We start from the raw sequence: 13,029 nt of genomic DNA, 5'->3' as shown, positions 1-13,029 counted from the left end.
ACCGGCCGACACGACCCGTCGCGCTCGCGCCGGGGGTGCGGTCCGAGTTGGAGCACCGCGGACTGCTGCGCGAGTGGGAGCCTGGTCCCGCCGGTCCCGCCGAAGGCCGGGCAGACCCTCGGCGGGACCGGCCCGCGCAAGGTACCGGTACGGCTCCTGCCGCCGAGGCTGATGGTGTATTTCGTGCTCGCGCGGGCGTTGTTCTGCGGCGAGCCGTACCGAGAGGTCCTGCGGATGCTGGCCGAGGCGGTCCGGCGCGAGGACGGGTGGGGCGCCTGGCGGCTTCTGGACAAGGCAGCGGTCTTCCGCGCTCTTCGGAACCTCGGGGTGGAACCACTGCGTGAGCTGCTGCTTCATGCCGGGGCAGCAGTGGCCGACGAGCGGACGCCCGGGGCGTTTGGCGGGGCTTGCGGTCGATGGCGATCGACGGGACGACACTGCAGGCCGCCGATACGAAGGCCAACGAGGCCGGGCTGGGACGGCTGCGGACCAAGGGCGGTAAGGGTCCCACCGGATATCCGCTGACCCGGGTCATGGTTCTGGTCGAGTCCGGCACTCACGTGGTCTGCGACGCGGCGGTCGACTCCTACCGGTTCAAGGAACATATCCTGGCAGAGCGGCTCGCCGGTTCGCTGCGGCCGGGCATGCTGGTCCTGGCCGACCGCGGCCTGCCAGGAGCCCATGTGTGGCAGTGCCTGGCCGCGACCGGCGCCGACGTGCTGTGGCGGATTCCCGGCATCTGGAAACTGCCCGAAACTGCCCCTCCAGGAGGTCCTCGCGAACGGCTCGTGGATCTCCACGGTGAAGGGTGGCAGAGGCCGCAGCGTCCGCCCGCCCCAGGACATCCAGGTTCGCGTGGTCGAGTACAGCCTGGACATCCCCGGTCGTGACGAGGCCGAACGCTACCGGCTCATCACTACCCTCATGGACCCCAAGACGGCGCCGGCTGCCGAACTGGCAGCCCTTTACGGCGAGTGGTGGGAGGTGGAGAACACCCTCGCCGAACTGAAGACGACGCAGATCGGCACTCGCACCGTCATGCCGAGCAAGAGCCCTGGCCTGGTGTTCCAGGAGATCTACGCACACTTGGCTCTCTACGCTGGTTTGAGAGTCCTGATGCACAGAGCAGCTGTGAACCGCAGCGAACCACTTGATCCGGATCGGCTCTCCTTTGCCGCGGCCCTGCGGGCAGCACGCCGGAGCATCACCTCGCTGAACAGGGATTTCCCCCCTCAGCACCTGTCCACGGTGGCCCGTGAACTCGAGGAGGAGATCAACCCGCCTCGCAGACGCCGGGCCGTGATTCGTCAGGCGAAGCGCAAGATGTCCCGCTTCCTGTCCTGGAACCCAGACCGGCCACGACCACCACAGCCAACCCGCCGACCAGCAGAAACCTTCAGATCATTGCAGCCGTCGCACCCCCACCAGACCCCTAAGTCAACGGCATTGTCTTTAACCTCGATCAGGTCAGGTGAGCATGTCTAGATCGGCGAGTAGGTAGGCGACGCCGAGGCCGGTGTTGAGGTACTCCTCGAAGAGCCTGTTGTTCAAGGCCGAGGGGGATCGTTTCTGCCGGACGACGTCGATGGCCGTCGGCGCTTCCTGGCCGAGGTTGATGAGCGTCTGCGCGATGACAAGGCCGGAGCGGTTGTAGCCGGCGTTGCAGCGAACCAGGACCGTGCGCCCGTCCTGGACGGCCCTGGCGGCGGTGCGGGCGAGCTGCTGGACCGTGTGGATCGACCTCGTTCGAGGGGGCATGTGGCTCTGGCACGCCGCGGTCCCTCTGGCGTCTCTTCACTTGCGTCCCTCTCTGCCGAGACAATGCGGCCAGCTCCCGACCACCACACGGCTCGAATGCCCGTCGAGCTTGGTCGCCCACCTGGGGATCCTCAGGGACACGCGAGTGGCCTTCGCCCGATTCTGCGCTCCGACCAAGGGTTGCACCGAGCCGTGACGAAGGTCGTGGGGATGAGCGTGCCGCAACTTGATGCCCAACGGGAAGCGTTCGCGGAAGCGTCACGCTTCCGGAGCGACCTCCATGCGTGTCTGACCGCGCACCGTGACGAACTGTTCGAGCTGACCGGCGCGATGCTGTGCGCGGACGGGCCGGTAAGGACGCCGGTGGACTTGACGCTGCCGGCCGAGCACCGCCGCGGCCACGGCGCCCTGTATGCGGCCTTGAACCACGGCCGCATCGACGTTGCCGGCTGTGGCGGACTCTCGCCGCGTTGCCACAGCAGTGAACCGGACATCAACCAGCTGGGCGTCCTCAGCGCGATCCCGGACCCCTGGCCGTTGCCTGCCGCGGTGATCAGCCGGCCGCCGTCTGAGCCCCGCACCGAACGGCGGCACATCGCCTGCGGTCATGTCCAGGCGAATCCGCTGGAGCCGCAACGAATGGCGGAACACGGCGCCGTGCGCGCTGTCAGTGCCGTGCGCCAGGATGGCGTCATGATCGAGAACGAGGACACGGGTGACTGGATCGCCGCCGACTGGGGCACGCCCGGCTGGGGCACCCAGGGCTTCGCCGTCACCGCCGCACTGCAGGGGCTGATCGGCGGCAGCGGTATGTGGTACCGGGACGCGCTGCGGGCCATCGAGCGCACTGGCCGCTACGTCGCCGGCACCTGGGAGCCGGCCGACGGCGAGGACGGCCCGCGGCCGGCGGGCGAGGGCTCGTGGACCGGGTTCATCGGGCAGACCGGCCTCCTGGCCCTGCGTGCGGCCGTCCCCTCGACCCGCCCGCCCCGGCGGGAGGTGCTGCTCAACCTGCTGGAGATGTGGGCGGAAAGCCCTTTCGCGGACCCGGCGTTCCGCTTCCGCACCGGCGTCCTCGCGGAGGCCGACGTACCCTGGGGCGTCCGCGACGCGCACGGCGGCGCGGCCGTGGCCACGTACTGGCCGATCGACGGCACCCGCAGGTTCCTCCAGGCCTGGACGGGCGAGACCGCCCCGCCCCGGCTGGGCGAGGGCGAGGTGCAGTCGCAGGCCGACACCCCGCGCGGCCACTGGGGGACGGCGGGCCAGCTGCGCCGCCTGGTGGCGCTGGTGCGCGAGCGCGGCCCGATCCCGTGGGACCCCGCGGCGGTCGAGGACCTGAGCCGGGCCACCGGCATGAGCCGGGGAGCCGCCGCCCTCACCCTGTCCGGCAACCCCGGCTCGGGCGGCTACTACGTGCCGTTCCTGGAGAACGAAGAACGCGCCGTCCTCGACCTCAAGACGGCCGAGGCCGAGGACGCCCGATGCGAACTCATCCCGCTGCACGACCAGGACCGGCTCACCCTCCTCTCCAACGTTCTGCCCGAAGACCCGGCCGACCTGTGGGAGCCCGGCGGCCTGCGCCGCGTCGCCTCGCGCACCGCGCAGGCCTGGCTCGCACAGCGCGGCGGCCGCATCCCGGCGCCCCGCCGGACCAGGGAGGCCGCCATGGCACTGGAGACCGCCCGATACCCCTCGGCCGATGTCTGCAGCCTCTTCCTGCAGCCCGCCTCCGCGCCGCTTCCGGGCGGCGCCGACCTCCTCGTGTGGCCCCGCCCCGCGCGTGACACCCGGTTGTTCACCGCCTGGGACGTGATGACCCGCCACGACACCGACCGGCTGCTCGACACCATCTTCACCGCCCTCCCGTGGGCGTACGCCGACCTCCCTGCCGGGGACCCGGTCCGCGACGGCGCGCCCGAACTGGTCCGGGTGCTGCGGGAGGTGTCGGTGCCCAGGGACTCCCCGTCGCGGATGCTCTCCGGGGAGCTCGGGCGAGCCCATGCCGGTGTCATCAGGGGCGACTGGCTGAACGGCGCGGCCTGCAAGCGCATGATGGCCCGGATAGCGGACGGCGCCCTGCCCGAGGGCCGCTACGAGTCCGACCCGGGCGCCTGCGTGCCGGAGCTGGTGGCGCAGGTGGGGGACCGGCTCCGGCTGGCGCCGGACCCCGCGGTCCTCTACCTGCAGCTGCTGGCCCTCCTCTCCCCCACCGACCGCAACGTACGCCGCTGGAACGGCTGGACGCCGGCCCGCCACAAGAAGGCCGTCGCCGCCCTGCTCGAACTCGGTCTGGTCGTCGAGGACAAGCGGCCCCGCGCCGGCCGCGGGGTCTTCCTGCCCGGCCCCTGGGTCCAGGCGGCCAAGCCGCTGCTGCCCGTGGAGCGGTGGAAGGCGGACCTGCACGGCCTCGTGCTGCGGGGCGAAGGCACCGAACTCGCCGGGGTGCCGCTGCCCCCGCGCACCCTGCCGGAACTCTTCGCCGCCGCCTGGCAGCGCGTCGAGGACAAGGAGGGCCCGTCCCTCTGACGGTCAGCGGCGCGATGTCGGCGGCCCCGTCCGGCACGGCGGGGCGGGCTTGCGTCCGCCCTGGACCGCCCCGATGGCCATGCAGGCCACGACGGAGGCCAAGGCGAAGGCCATTGTCGTGATGCCCAGCGCGTCCCCGTCGGCGGCGCCGGCCGTCCTGAGGACAATGCCGAGCACGACGGCACCGATGCCACCCACCGCGCAGCCGTACAAGAAGCCGCCCGCGAGCCCCTCGACCGCGCCGCCCTTCCGGGGGGCCGGACTCGCGGGCGCTGGCTGCGGGGCCGGCACAGGCCGTGCCGGGGCGGGAACCGCCAGCTGTGGGGCGGGCGGCTGGGCAGGGGCCGCTGCCAGGCAGGCCACCAGCTCGAGCGGCCGCCACCACAGCGGCGGGGACGGCAGAGCGACGGCCTCGAACTCCCCGCCGACGGCAGACGAGGCGCCGGCAGTCGCGCCGATCCCGGGCAACAGCGGGCAGCAGACCCCGGTCCCGAGCAGGGCGGCCGGCACGGGCCGGCCGGGGCCGGACCCGGGCGTGGCCACGAACAGCGGGCAGCGACCGAACCAGGCCACACCCACACTCGAACTGCAGACGGCGAGCACCCGACCGAACCACCATCCACGCCCGGGCCCACCGTCCTGCGGGCCATGCCCGACAGCCGGCACCGCGCAGCAGCCGGACACCCGCCGGCAGACGCCGAGCAGCCGGGCCCGGCCGAGGCGCGGCATCAGGCATGTCCGCCGCTGGCCAAGGAGGGCGGGCACGGGACCGGGCCCGTGCCGGCGCGTAGGCTGGCGATCATGATCATTCCGGCGTGGAGGAGTTGAACCACTGTGAGGCCCCCGTACTGCGCAATCTGCAACGCTTCCCACCGGGACCACGACTACGAGTCCTTCACGCTCGTGTACTTCCGCGCGATAGCAGCACCACTCGAACACGAGGGGCATCCCGAGAACGCCCTGTGGTTCTGCAAGGACCACGTCCGGTACACCGAGGGCAAGACCGAGATGAGCGCCATCGTGGCCATGGTGCACATACGCGCGGCCGTCCGACGCAACGCCCCGAACCCCTGGCCGCTCACCAGCATGCCCTGACCCCCGAACGCCTGTCCCGCCGCAGGGGCGACTCCCGTCCGTCTCAGCACGGGGGACACCCACTCTGTCCCTTGTCAGCCAAGTTTGCTCGTGTGCCCGGCGCTTACGAACGGGGCCGGAACGGGTTCTCTCAGCTGCTGCTCTTGGCCCGCTTCACCGCTCGGTCGTACAGCCGCCTCTGAGTGCGCGGGCTTCCGGACGGGAGCACCCAGAGCGTGTCCGCCCGAAGGAAGGCCGTCATGTCGTCCAACGCCCAGACACGGGCTTCCCTGACTCACCGACTCCTCCTTTAATGGTCTGGCAGGCCTGGCCCCCGACACCGGCACGGGTGCACGCAGGGGGAACGAACTGAGCAGCGCCAGCCGACCGAGCACCCCGAGAACGCCACACCACCGTCCAGACGACGCCGCCCTCAGCACGCTCCGCCGAGGCCGGCCTCGATCGCGGCGACTTCGCCGAGCCAACCCTGTCGCTTGGCCTTGCGGAGCCGGCCGAGCAGGTTGGCGTGGATCTCCTGAAGTCCGAGTTTCTGCGCGGGGTCGTGTCTCGACTGCGGCACCCCGGCGACGCCGAGGGCCCAGTGCACACCGACGGCGAAGAGGCCTGCACTCACTGCCGCCAGGACAGTGCTCTCGGCGTCCTCGGCTGACGCTCGTACACTGGCGCGTCACACCGAGCCCCGGGGGAGCGATGGCCCACGCATACGAACAGCCCTCAAGAACCGGGCGCCGACGCCTGCCCATCGCGCTCGGCGTCTTCGTCGGCGCGGTTCTGGCAGGGCAGACCGTGGCGATCGCCGTCCAGCAACACCAGATATCCGACCTCCGCCACCGGACTGCTGTGCCCGGACCGCAGGGCCCGGGAGGCTCCCAGGGGCCGGCCGGACCCGAAGGGCCGCAGGGCCCGGTAGGCCCGACCGGGGCCGCCGGCAGAGACGGTCGCGACGCGGTGTCCGGGACGACCTCCGAACGCGGCGGCGGAAACGGGCCGACCGCGGCGCGGAGCCAAATCGAGGCCCGCGCATACTGCAACGATCAGGCAGCGAGGGCCTGGCCTGACACACGGGGCAGCGGCGACACGACCCTTGACCAACTCGGCAACGGGTATTCGGCAGCACAGAGGGAACGAACGTTCCGCCAGTGCATGGGCAACGAGGGGTGGCCACAGCCATAGGCCCCCCGTGACTCGTCGACGGCTGCGGCGTTGGGCCCGGCACCGATGTTCGCAGGGCCAGGCTCGGCGTGCATGTGGAGGACGAAGGACGCAGGGACCCATACGCGACCCTCGGGAAGGCACGGGCTCTGCTCGACCTGTCACCCTATCGAAAGGGGGCCTGCAACCCGACGAGGTGACCTGGGCGGCCGGCGAGCTACGGACGCGGCCAGCCCCTTGAGACCCCACTGCGGTGCGGCAGTCCCTCCGAACAGCACTACCGGGCGATCAGCTTGTCCAGTCAGGTCTCAGGCGACGGCCAAGCGAATACCGTCTCCGGCTGACTGGCCGTGGGGCCGGCCCTCGTCAGACGGCGTCGACTTCGCCCGCGTTGATGAGTGCTTCGCGCAGTTGTGTGATGGCGTCGGCGTGGGGGTGGCGGGTCTCGGCCTGAGCGGCCTGGAGCAGGTCCCGGGCGGAGCGCGGACGTCCCGGGCGTTCCATAGGCCTGCGGGGCGGGCGACGAGGAGTTTCGTGAGCTCGAGCGCGTCCCGGTCGGCGGGGTGCGCGGACGCGCGCCAGGCGGCGGTGGCCGGACCGTGCGGCGGGGTGTGCTCGGCGGCGGCGCGGGCCAGGGGCGACGCTTGTGCAACGCCTTGCTGTGCACCGACGGTCCGTCCGCACGCTCGTGGACTTAGCCCCGACGCCCGACCACCGGCGTGGGAACGGCGCCCGGCATTCCCAGGAGGCGTTCCGCCATCCTCACGTCGCCCAGCACCGCCAGCGGCCGCCTGCCCGGTAGGGTCAGTCGGCGTCCCGACGCCCCCCACTGTCGGCCCCACTGAGCGTTCGGCGGTGAGTCCTTCGAGGCCAACACCCTCCTCGGCATCCCAGACAACCAGCTCACCGTCCAGGACCAGACCGGGGGTGCTGTGTGGGGGCCGCTCACGGCCTCGGAACGCGGAGCATATTGCTTTCAAGGTCCTTTCCGGATTCGTTTCCATTCGTGGCGCATGAGCACAGAGGGACCGACCTGTGCGTCCGCTTGCGCGTCGCGGCCGCGGACGGCCGAGACGCCGAGGCGGCCTCTCACGACGACCGGCCCCGGCCTTGGGGACGTCTCACACATGCCCCCGCCGCCGCCGCTGCCCCGCAAGCCGGCGGGGCACGCCCCCCGAATGAGCTGACTTTCACCACCGGTCGGCCCAGCCCGCCCGCCCATCCGGCCAAGAGCCCACCGCAACCGCGCATCGAGGGGAGACCGACGGGCACAAGCACGCCATGCTGTTCTCGTTCCTCACCCTGATGCCCGTCGCCCTCGCGGTGATCCTGACAGCTGCGAACGTCTCCGACGGCGAAGGCAGCCACCGGGCCAATCACCGACCACGCCCCGCTTCTTCGCTGCCGCGCCGGGACACGTGACCAAGCGACGCGGTGCTGCGTCCCCACCCCCGGTGGGCGTCTGCCAGCTCGAGAGCCGTCCAGGGCGGGCCGCCCGTCGCCCCCCGAACACCTCCAGTGATGTCCGTTCGACTTCGAGCGGTCGACAACTGAGGCGTCGCACCTGGGCGCGTACGTCGGGATGTCACCCCGTTCAACGGCCGCAAACGCCACCTGGTCGTCGACGCCGAGGGCCTGCCTGCCCCTGCTCGTCATGGTCACCTGGCCGACATCACCGACCGCGTGGGCGCCAAGGAAGCCCTCTTCCGCCTCTGCCTGATGCACCCCGAGATCACGATCGCCTGGGCTGACTCCGGTTACGCCGGACAGCTCGTGAACTGGGCGAAGCACTACCTGAACCTGACCCTGAAGACCGTCAGCCGTCCCAAGAACATCCCCGGCTTCGTGGTCCTGCCCCGCCGCTGGGTGGTCGAACGCTCGATCGCCTGGATCATGCACGCGCGTCGGCACGCACGCGACTACGAACGGCTGATCCAGCACTCCGGATCACTGATCACCTGGGCCGCGATCACCCTCATGACCAGACGCATCACCCCCCGGCAATCCCGCCGAGCCGGTCAGCCCGCACCGCGCGAACTCACCCGGGACTGAACCGATCACCGCCACCAAGCACCCGCCGTTCCCGCCCTTGCCTCATTCACCCGACAGGGTTTCCACTTCGCTTGTGGGTAGGGCCGTCAGCGCAGACATGATGGCCTGCCAGGGGGCGGAGTCGAAGATGAGCGTGATGGAGGTGATCCGGCCGTCGCGGAGGTGGAAGTGCTCGGCTGTGTGCTGGGTGATGCCGACGGCTGGCGTGGTGTGGACGTCGTAGAGCAGAGTGGCCTCGGTCTCGCTGTACAGCTCGCTGATCAGCTCTACGCCGGTGACGATGCCCAGGAGTCCGTCCAGGCCGTCGAGGTGGCCGGTCGGGCTGTCGGAGGTGATGAACGGGCTTCGGAAGCTGAAGCCTTCGCCGATCTGGGCGGCGGCCGTGGTGACGTCTCCCCGGAATCGGGCCTCGTGGTAGGCCCTGACGGTACGCCGGGCTGCTGAATCGGCTGAGTCGATGGTCATGTGGTGTTCCGTTCTTGTCTGTTCAGGCAGTCGGCGGCTGGTCGCGCTTGGCGGCGTTCATGTACTGCTCGATGCGTTGCTGGTTCTCGACCATGCGCAGGCACAGGTCGCGAAACCGGGCGAGTTCGTCTTCGGTGAAGTTCTGGAAAACGGCGGACATGGCACGTTGTGTCGGCTGCCGGAAGTTGTCCAGCCAGTCGAGGCCGGCTGGTGTGATCGTGGCTCGTACCGACCTGCGGTCGTGCTGGTCTTGGATCCGCTGCGCCAGCCCGTCCCGTTCGAGGGTGTCGACCAAGCCGGTGACGTTGCGGGAACTCACCCCTGCGGCGCGGGCAAGTTCGCCGATGCTCAGGCCCTGGCCTGTGGCCGTACTCAACCGCGCGAGGACGTCGAGCGCCCCCGCGCTGAGGCCCCGTCCCCCCGCGCCGTGCGAACGCAGCCGATCGACCGCCTGTGAGGCCGACCGGACGGCTGCGGCCGCCTCCAGCGCCAGAGTGTCACCCCCCGCAGTGAACGCCTGCATGGAGTCCCGGACGCCAGGGTCGTAGAGGAAGCCATCAGAGTCACGGACCAAGGCGGAATTATGTACATGCTTCATAATGAAGCACCACTCTACTTCGCTCGTGGCGGCATCACCAGCGCTTGGCGCCGTGCGGTGCCTGAAGATCACACCCACCCTCGTGGGGACGAAGCAGGCGATGGCGCCGCGTCGGCTCTCCGCAGCCCCTTGGTGCCGGCCAACACTTCCTCGGCCCCGGGCTCACCAGCCGCTCTTCCAATCGGCGCACAGCAGCACTCCGGTCTCGCCTGCGCAGCCACTCCTGTCATGCACGGCTCAGGGACAGGTACTTGGAGGCCATCTCATTTGGCTGCTTGGGTAGTGGGACGGCAACCGCGTCGCCCAGCACTTCGGCATCTCCCCCACGGCCGTCTCCAAGGCGGTCGCCGAGCGCCGCGGCAACGACCGCACCCTGATGCGCACCGCGCTGACGACGCTCCTGGAAACCGACGCGACGGCGCTGGCCACCCGCGAGGTGGCCGCCGCGATCACCGCCCGCGACGTCGCCGCGATGACCAGACGCCTGATCGCCCGCCGTTCGCCACCTGCGCTCCGACCGCCTCACCCCCGCACAGCGCGCCCAGGTCACGCGCGCCAGCGAGCGGGCGGCCGCCCTCCTCAAAGCCGCGGAGGGTGTGGACGGGTGAGCGGCGTCCAACCGCAGGAAGACGGCCGGCTGGAGTGCCTGGAATGCGGAGGCTGGTACCGGCTACTCCCCCCGCACCTGGGCGCCGCCCACCGGATGTCCGCCGCCGAGTACCGAGAGGCACACCAACTGCCCCGCCGACTGGGCCTGAGGGCCCGCGACCTGTCTGAGCAGGCCCGGGAGCAGGGCCGCGCCCGCTACGCCGCCCGTAAGGACATCCGCGCCGCGATGGCCCAGGGAAGGGCCGGCGGACCTGGCCCCGACGCCGTGCGCAGCAGCCAGGAGACCGCCCACCGCCCGGGGGTGATCGAAGCGCGCCGCCGCGGCGGCCAGGGCCGCCGAGCTGGGCCTGCCGCGCACCACCGTCGGCGACTGGAAGCGCCAACTGGAGGACGACGGCAGCATCGAGCGGGCCGGCGCCGCCGCACGCCAGACCGACGCACAGCTTCAGGTACAGGATCGAAACAGCTCAGGGACGTATCTGCTCGATGAGACGGACGTTGCAGGAAGCATGGCCCTTACCGTTCTTCGGCAGTACCCAGAAGGACCCGTCGCTGTCGCGTCCCACCACGGTGGAGGTGGTCTTCAGCGAGTCGGGCACATGCCTCTTGGCCACGTTACGTAGCTCGACGAGCGCCTGTTCGCGGGTCTTGTTTCCGTTCAGGGTCCGGATGACCTTCACCTGCCGATGCGATGCTGCCCCATCGGCCGTGCCCGTCTCCTCTGAGATGATCAACCATGTAGACATCAATCAGCCTCCTTGTGACTGGTGTGGCAACTCGCTCATCCCGAGTCGCGAACTGCATCGGGGGCTCAACATTTCTCGCTCCGGCGGCGGTGTCGGTCCAGGCGCGGACTTAACGGGTCGGCGGTTGGTACTGGGCTTCGAGGCCCATGCCACGCATCAGTTCCTGCATCAGCAGCTCGAACATGGGCTCCTGGTCGGAGAACAGGGGAGCGAAGTGCCCGAAGACCTCCAGCGCGATTTGGCCGTAGAGTGACCGCCAGCAGCTCAGCATCACCACCATGGCGCCGGGGGGAAGGTCCACACCGGTGTCTGTTCGGTAGTCCTGCATCTGCTGCCGCAGGCGTGGATCCATCTCGTCCTCAGTGAGGACCGGAAACCGGCGCTCCGCCCACAACTGCACGAAGATCGGTCCCCAGACGGCGGCAAGCCGCCGTACCCAGGCGCTGGTCAGTTCTCCGTGGGCGTCGCCGGCGGCTGCCGATGGTGTGCCGAACAGCAGGTTGAATTCGGGCTGGTGCGTTATTGCCCAACTGCGGAGGACACGTACCGGTTCGATCAGCCGCATCGCGAAGTTGTCTTCAGGATGTGAGTCAACCGCGGACTGAAGGCCTTGGACCAGGTCGTCCACGATATCCTCGGCGACTCGGTATACGATTTCCGGGAGTCCGCCCTCGAAGTGGTGGTAGAGGGCGGCAGGGGTCACACCAACGAGCCGAGCGATGTCGGCAAGCGTCAGCGCATCGACGCCCTGGCGTGTGATGATGCGACGGGCAGCCGACCGCACTTCCGCGGACATCTGAGCCCGTAGCCGTTCACGACGCCCCAATGTCGCCATCTACTTGACCCTCCTTACGCCCCATCCTTGCATTTCAGCCGCGGACAGTGAATTTGAGGGTCGCATGCTTATCCTCGACCTGAGTAAAGCAGCAGTCCGGACCCGCCACGTCGAGGGTGATCTCGATGTTCTTCCCCTGGGGCACGCCTACCAGCAGGAGGTCGACCGTTCGGGACCCGCCAAGGACGGATCGAGAGGACAGCGAGAAGGCCGCGACACAAGCACCGTCCCTGAGTCCATCCTCCTCGGATCCGTCCTCCGGGATGTGGAGGTGGGTGGCAATGCCGTCGGGTGCCTTCGCGGTCACAGTCACCGTCTCGGCCTCGTCTTTGCTGTTCTGTGACCAATCCCACTGCGGGGAGTTGGCGTTCGTGAGCTGGACCTTCACCGGGACGATTGAGGTGCCCGAGGGGGCGTTCAACTGGCAGGCGCTGTGACTCGCCACGGCGGCTCCTGGCGTGGCGACGAGCGATCCACTTGAGCGGTACATGCGAGACTCGGGGTCCGGGTCGCCTTGCCGCAGGTCATACGTGAGGGTCTTGGACTTCACGGTTGCAGAATTGCCAATACCGGAGCCGAGCAGTCCGTCGCCGGAGATAGGTGACTGGCCGGCTCCCCCGCTGCCGCCGCCGACCCACTGCGTTACTCCGTAGCCACCGAGGACGAGGGCGAGGAGCGCAAGTACTCCAAAGCCGATGCGGATGTTGCGCTTCTTGCTGTTGTCGATGTTGCCGCCAGCGACCTGGTGGCCCTTCCCACTGATGCCGCCACCGCTGATGTTGACTTGGTGGTGCGGCGAGCCGGAGGTGGACGTGCCCTGGTTGGTGTACTGGTGGTAGTCGTTCACCGCGTCATTCAGGGCCTGCGCGAACGAGGGGTCGCTCCGAGCGGCGCTGGCGAGAGTGCTCGCGGCCTCCATGCGCCGCCCGGACTCCTGCGGTGCCTCTTCGAGCCGCGCCAGAGCTCTCGTACCGTCATCAGTCGACCGCAAGCGCTGCCTTACCAGGTCGGTCACCGCGCCAGCCGCCATGTTCTGGACGACGCCGGCCAGAAAGTCTCCCACGATGCCGACTGCCGCCCCCGCCAGAATGCCGAGGTCCACCACAGCTCTTCCTCCCGTATTCGTATTGCATGGCGCAACCAGCCCTGCACTAAAGGGGATTTAGAAAGTAGCCCATCTTTAAGATCCT

General features: G+C 69.7%; 16 protein-coding genes and 2 pseudogenes. 9 read left to right on the top strand and 9 right to left on the bottom strand.

Going from position 1 to position 13,029, the window contains the following annotated elements:
- Positions 1–81 precede the first annotated feature (81 nt).
- The 3 genes from ABT403_RS34830 to ABT403_RS34820 are packed head-to-tail and all read left to right on the top strand — an operon-like array spanning position 82 to position 1,485.
- The gene (locus ABT403_RS34830) at positions 82–525 is read left to right on the top strand and encodes a transposase domain-containing protein (protein WP_351650645.1); all 444 of its coding nucleotides are present in this window, start codon (positions 82–84) and stop codon (positions 523–525) included.
- Positions 417–890, top strand: coding sequence for a hypothetical protein (locus tag ABT403_RS34825; protein WP_344170166.1), 474 nt, complete (start codon positions 417–419; stop codon positions 888–890). The genes ABT403_RS34830 and ABT403_RS34825 overlap by 109 nt, the downstream gene beginning before the upstream one ends.
- Positions 856–1,485 (top strand): hypothetical protein, encoded by a 630-nt coding sequence (locus tag ABT403_RS34820; protein ID WP_344170169.1) that lies wholly within the window; start codon positions 856–858, stop codon positions 1,483–1,485. Before ABT403_RS34825 ends, ABT403_RS34820 begins: the two co-directional genes overlap by 35 nt.
- Here ABT403_RS34820 and ABT403_RS34815 read toward each other — a convergent pair.
- A complete protein-coding gene (locus ABT403_RS34815) occupies positions 1,468–1,758 on the bottom strand; it encodes a protein-tyrosine phosphatase family protein (RefSeq protein WP_344170172.1) in 291 nt (96 codons plus the stop codon). The genes ABT403_RS34820 and ABT403_RS34815 overlap by 18 nt on opposite strands.
- Positions 1,759–1,968: 210 nt before the next feature.
- Between ABT403_RS34815 and ABT403_RS34810 the strand changes: the two are divergent.
- Positions 1,969–2,234 (top strand): annotated as a pseudogene (locus tag ABT403_RS34810) (transposase); the annotation flags it as partial.
- Between the two features lie 217 nt (positions 2,235–2,451).
- Positions 2,452–4,287, top strand: coding sequence for a hypothetical protein (locus ABT403_RS34805; protein ID WP_344170175.1), 1,836 nt, complete (start codon positions 2,452–2,454; stop codon positions 4,285–4,287).
- A gap of 3 nt (positions 4,288–4,290) precedes the next feature.
- On the opposite strand, the gene ABT403_RS34800 is transcribed toward ABT403_RS34805, so the two are convergent.
- The gene (locus tag ABT403_RS34800) at positions 4,291–4,860 is read right to left on the bottom strand and encodes a hypothetical protein (RefSeq protein WP_344170178.1); all 570 of its coding nucleotides are present in this window, start codon (positions 4,858–4,860) and stop codon (positions 4,291–4,293) included.
- Positions 4,861–5,190: 330 nt separating this feature from the next.
- Here ABT403_RS34800 and ABT403_RS34795 point away from each other — a divergent pair, with 330 nt between their 5' ends.
- Entirely contained in the window at positions 5,191–5,382 is a 192-nt protein-coding gene (locus ABT403_RS34795) for a hypothetical protein (RefSeq protein ID WP_344170181.1), read from the top strand.
- Between the two features lie 412 nt (positions 5,383–5,794).
- On the opposite strand, the gene ABT403_RS34790 is transcribed toward ABT403_RS34795, so the two are convergent.
- Together ABT403_RS34790 and ABT403_RS34785 are read right to left on the bottom strand one after the other, a co-directional pair.
- Positions 5,795–5,995, bottom strand: coding sequence for a hypothetical protein (locus ABT403_RS34790; RefSeq protein WP_344170184.1), 201 nt, complete (start codon positions 5,993–5,995; stop codon positions 5,795–5,797).
- A gap of 905 nt (positions 5,996–6,900) precedes the next feature.
- Positions 6,901–7,038 carry a hypothetical protein gene (locus tag ABT403_RS34785; RefSeq protein ID WP_344170186.1) on the bottom strand — a complete coding sequence of 46 codons (138 nt, stop codon included), beginning with the start codon at positions 7,036–7,038 and terminating at the stop codon, positions 6,901–6,903.
- A gap of 777 nt (positions 7,039–7,815) precedes the next feature.
- Here ABT403_RS34785 and ABT403_RS34780 point away from each other — a divergent pair.
- Positions 7,816–7,956 (top strand): hypothetical protein, encoded by a 141-nt coding sequence (locus tag ABT403_RS34780; protein ID WP_344170188.1) that lies wholly within the window; start codon positions 7,816–7,818, stop codon positions 7,954–7,956.
- A gap of 174 nt (positions 7,957–8,130) precedes the next feature.
- Positions 8,131–8,529 (top strand): annotated as a pseudogene (locus ABT403_RS34775) (transposase); the annotation flags it as partial.
- A 99-nt stretch (positions 8,530–8,628) separates the two neighbouring features.
- Here the strand turns inward: ABT403_RS34775 and ABT403_RS34770 are convergent.
- Positions 8,629–9,051, bottom strand: coding sequence for a nuclear transport factor 2 family protein (locus ABT403_RS34770; protein ID WP_344170190.1), 423 nt, complete (start codon positions 9,049–9,051; stop codon positions 8,629–8,631).
- A gap of 22 nt (positions 9,052–9,073) precedes the next feature.
- Positions 9,074–9,625 carry a MarR family winged helix-turn-helix transcriptional regulator gene (locus tag ABT403_RS34765; protein ID WP_344170197.1) on the bottom strand — a complete coding sequence of 184 codons (552 nt, stop codon included), beginning with the start codon at positions 9,623–9,625 and terminating at the stop codon, positions 9,074–9,076.
- Positions 9,626–10,025: 400 nt separating this feature from the next.
- On the opposite strand from ABT403_RS34765, the gene ABT403_RS34760 reads away from it, so the two are divergent.
- Positions 10,026–10,748: a MucR family transcriptional regulator gene (locus ABT403_RS34760; protein ID WP_351650626.1), complete on the top strand. Its 723-nt coding sequence runs from the start codon at positions 10,026–10,028 to the stop codon at positions 10,746–10,748.
- On the opposite strand, the gene ABT403_RS34755 is transcribed toward ABT403_RS34760, so the two are convergent.
- The 3 genes from ABT403_RS34755 to ABT403_RS34745 all read right to left on the bottom strand — a co-directional run bounded on the left by ABT403_RS34755 (position 10,726) and on the right by ABT403_RS34745 (position 12,941).
- Complete coding sequence (locus ABT403_RS34755; protein ID WP_344170199.1) at positions 10,726–11,004, bottom strand: hypothetical protein; 279 nt, start codon at positions 11,002–11,004, stop codon at positions 10,726–10,728. The genes ABT403_RS34760 and ABT403_RS34755 overlap by 23 nt on opposite strands.
- Positions 11,005–11,113: 109 nt before the next feature.
- Positions 11,114–11,839: a TetR/AcrR family transcriptional regulator gene (locus tag ABT403_RS34750; protein ID WP_344170201.1), complete on the bottom strand. Its 726-nt coding sequence runs from the start codon at positions 11,837–11,839 to the stop codon at positions 11,114–11,116.
- Between the two features lie 34 nt (positions 11,840–11,873).
- Positions 11,874–12,941 (bottom strand): hypothetical protein, encoded by a 1,068-nt coding sequence (locus ABT403_RS34745; RefSeq protein WP_344170203.1) that lies wholly within the window; start codon positions 12,939–12,941, stop codon positions 11,874–11,876.
- Between the last annotated feature and the right edge of the window lie 88 nt (positions 12,942–13,029).

The organism is Streptomyces sp. NPDC000075 (assembly GCF_040301925.1).
Lineage (GTDB): Bacteria > Actinomycetota > Actinomycetes > Streptomycetales > Streptomycetaceae > Streptomyces > Streptomyces polychromogenes.
The sequence above is the reverse complement of the archived record's forward strand: the minus strand, read 5'-3'. Positions and strand labels throughout refer to the sequence as shown.

Bases quoted from the DNA above. Each gene is read 5' to 3' on its own strand.
- ABT403_RS34750 (WP_344170201.1), bottom strand. From the start codon at position 11,839: ATGGCGACATTGGGGCGTCGTGAACGGCTACGGGCTCAGATGTCCGCG.
- ABT403_RS34755 (WP_344170199.1), bottom strand. From the start codon at position 11,004: ATGTCTACATGGTTGATCATCTCAGAGGAGACGGGCACGGCCGATGGG.
- ABT403_RS34760 (WP_351650626.1), top strand. From the start codon at position 10,026: ATGCGCACCGCGCTGACGACGCTCCTGGAAACCGACGCGACGGCGCTG.
- ABT403_RS34805 (WP_344170175.1), top strand. From the start codon at position 2,452: ATGATCGAGAACGAGGACACGGGTGACTGGATCGCCGCCGACTGGGGC.
- ABT403_RS34825 (WP_344170166.1), top strand. From the start codon at position 417: ATGGCGATCGACGGGACGACACTGCAGGCCGCCGATACGAAGGCCAAC.
- ABT403_RS34815 (WP_344170172.1), bottom strand. From the start codon at position 1,758: ATGCCCCCTCGAACGAGGTCGATCCACACGGTCCAGCAGCTCGCCCGC.
- ABT403_RS34785 (WP_344170186.1), bottom strand. From the start codon at position 7,038: ATGGAACGCCCGGGACGTCCGCGCTCCGCCCGGGACCTGCTCCAGGCC.
- ABT403_RS34770 (WP_344170190.1), bottom strand. From the start codon at position 9,051: ATGACCATCGACTCAGCCGATTCAGCAGCCCGGCGTACCGTCAGGGCC.
- ABT403_RS34780 (WP_344170188.1), top strand. From the start codon at position 7,816: ATGCTGTTCTCGTTCCTCACCCTGATGCCCGTCGCCCTCGCGGTGATC.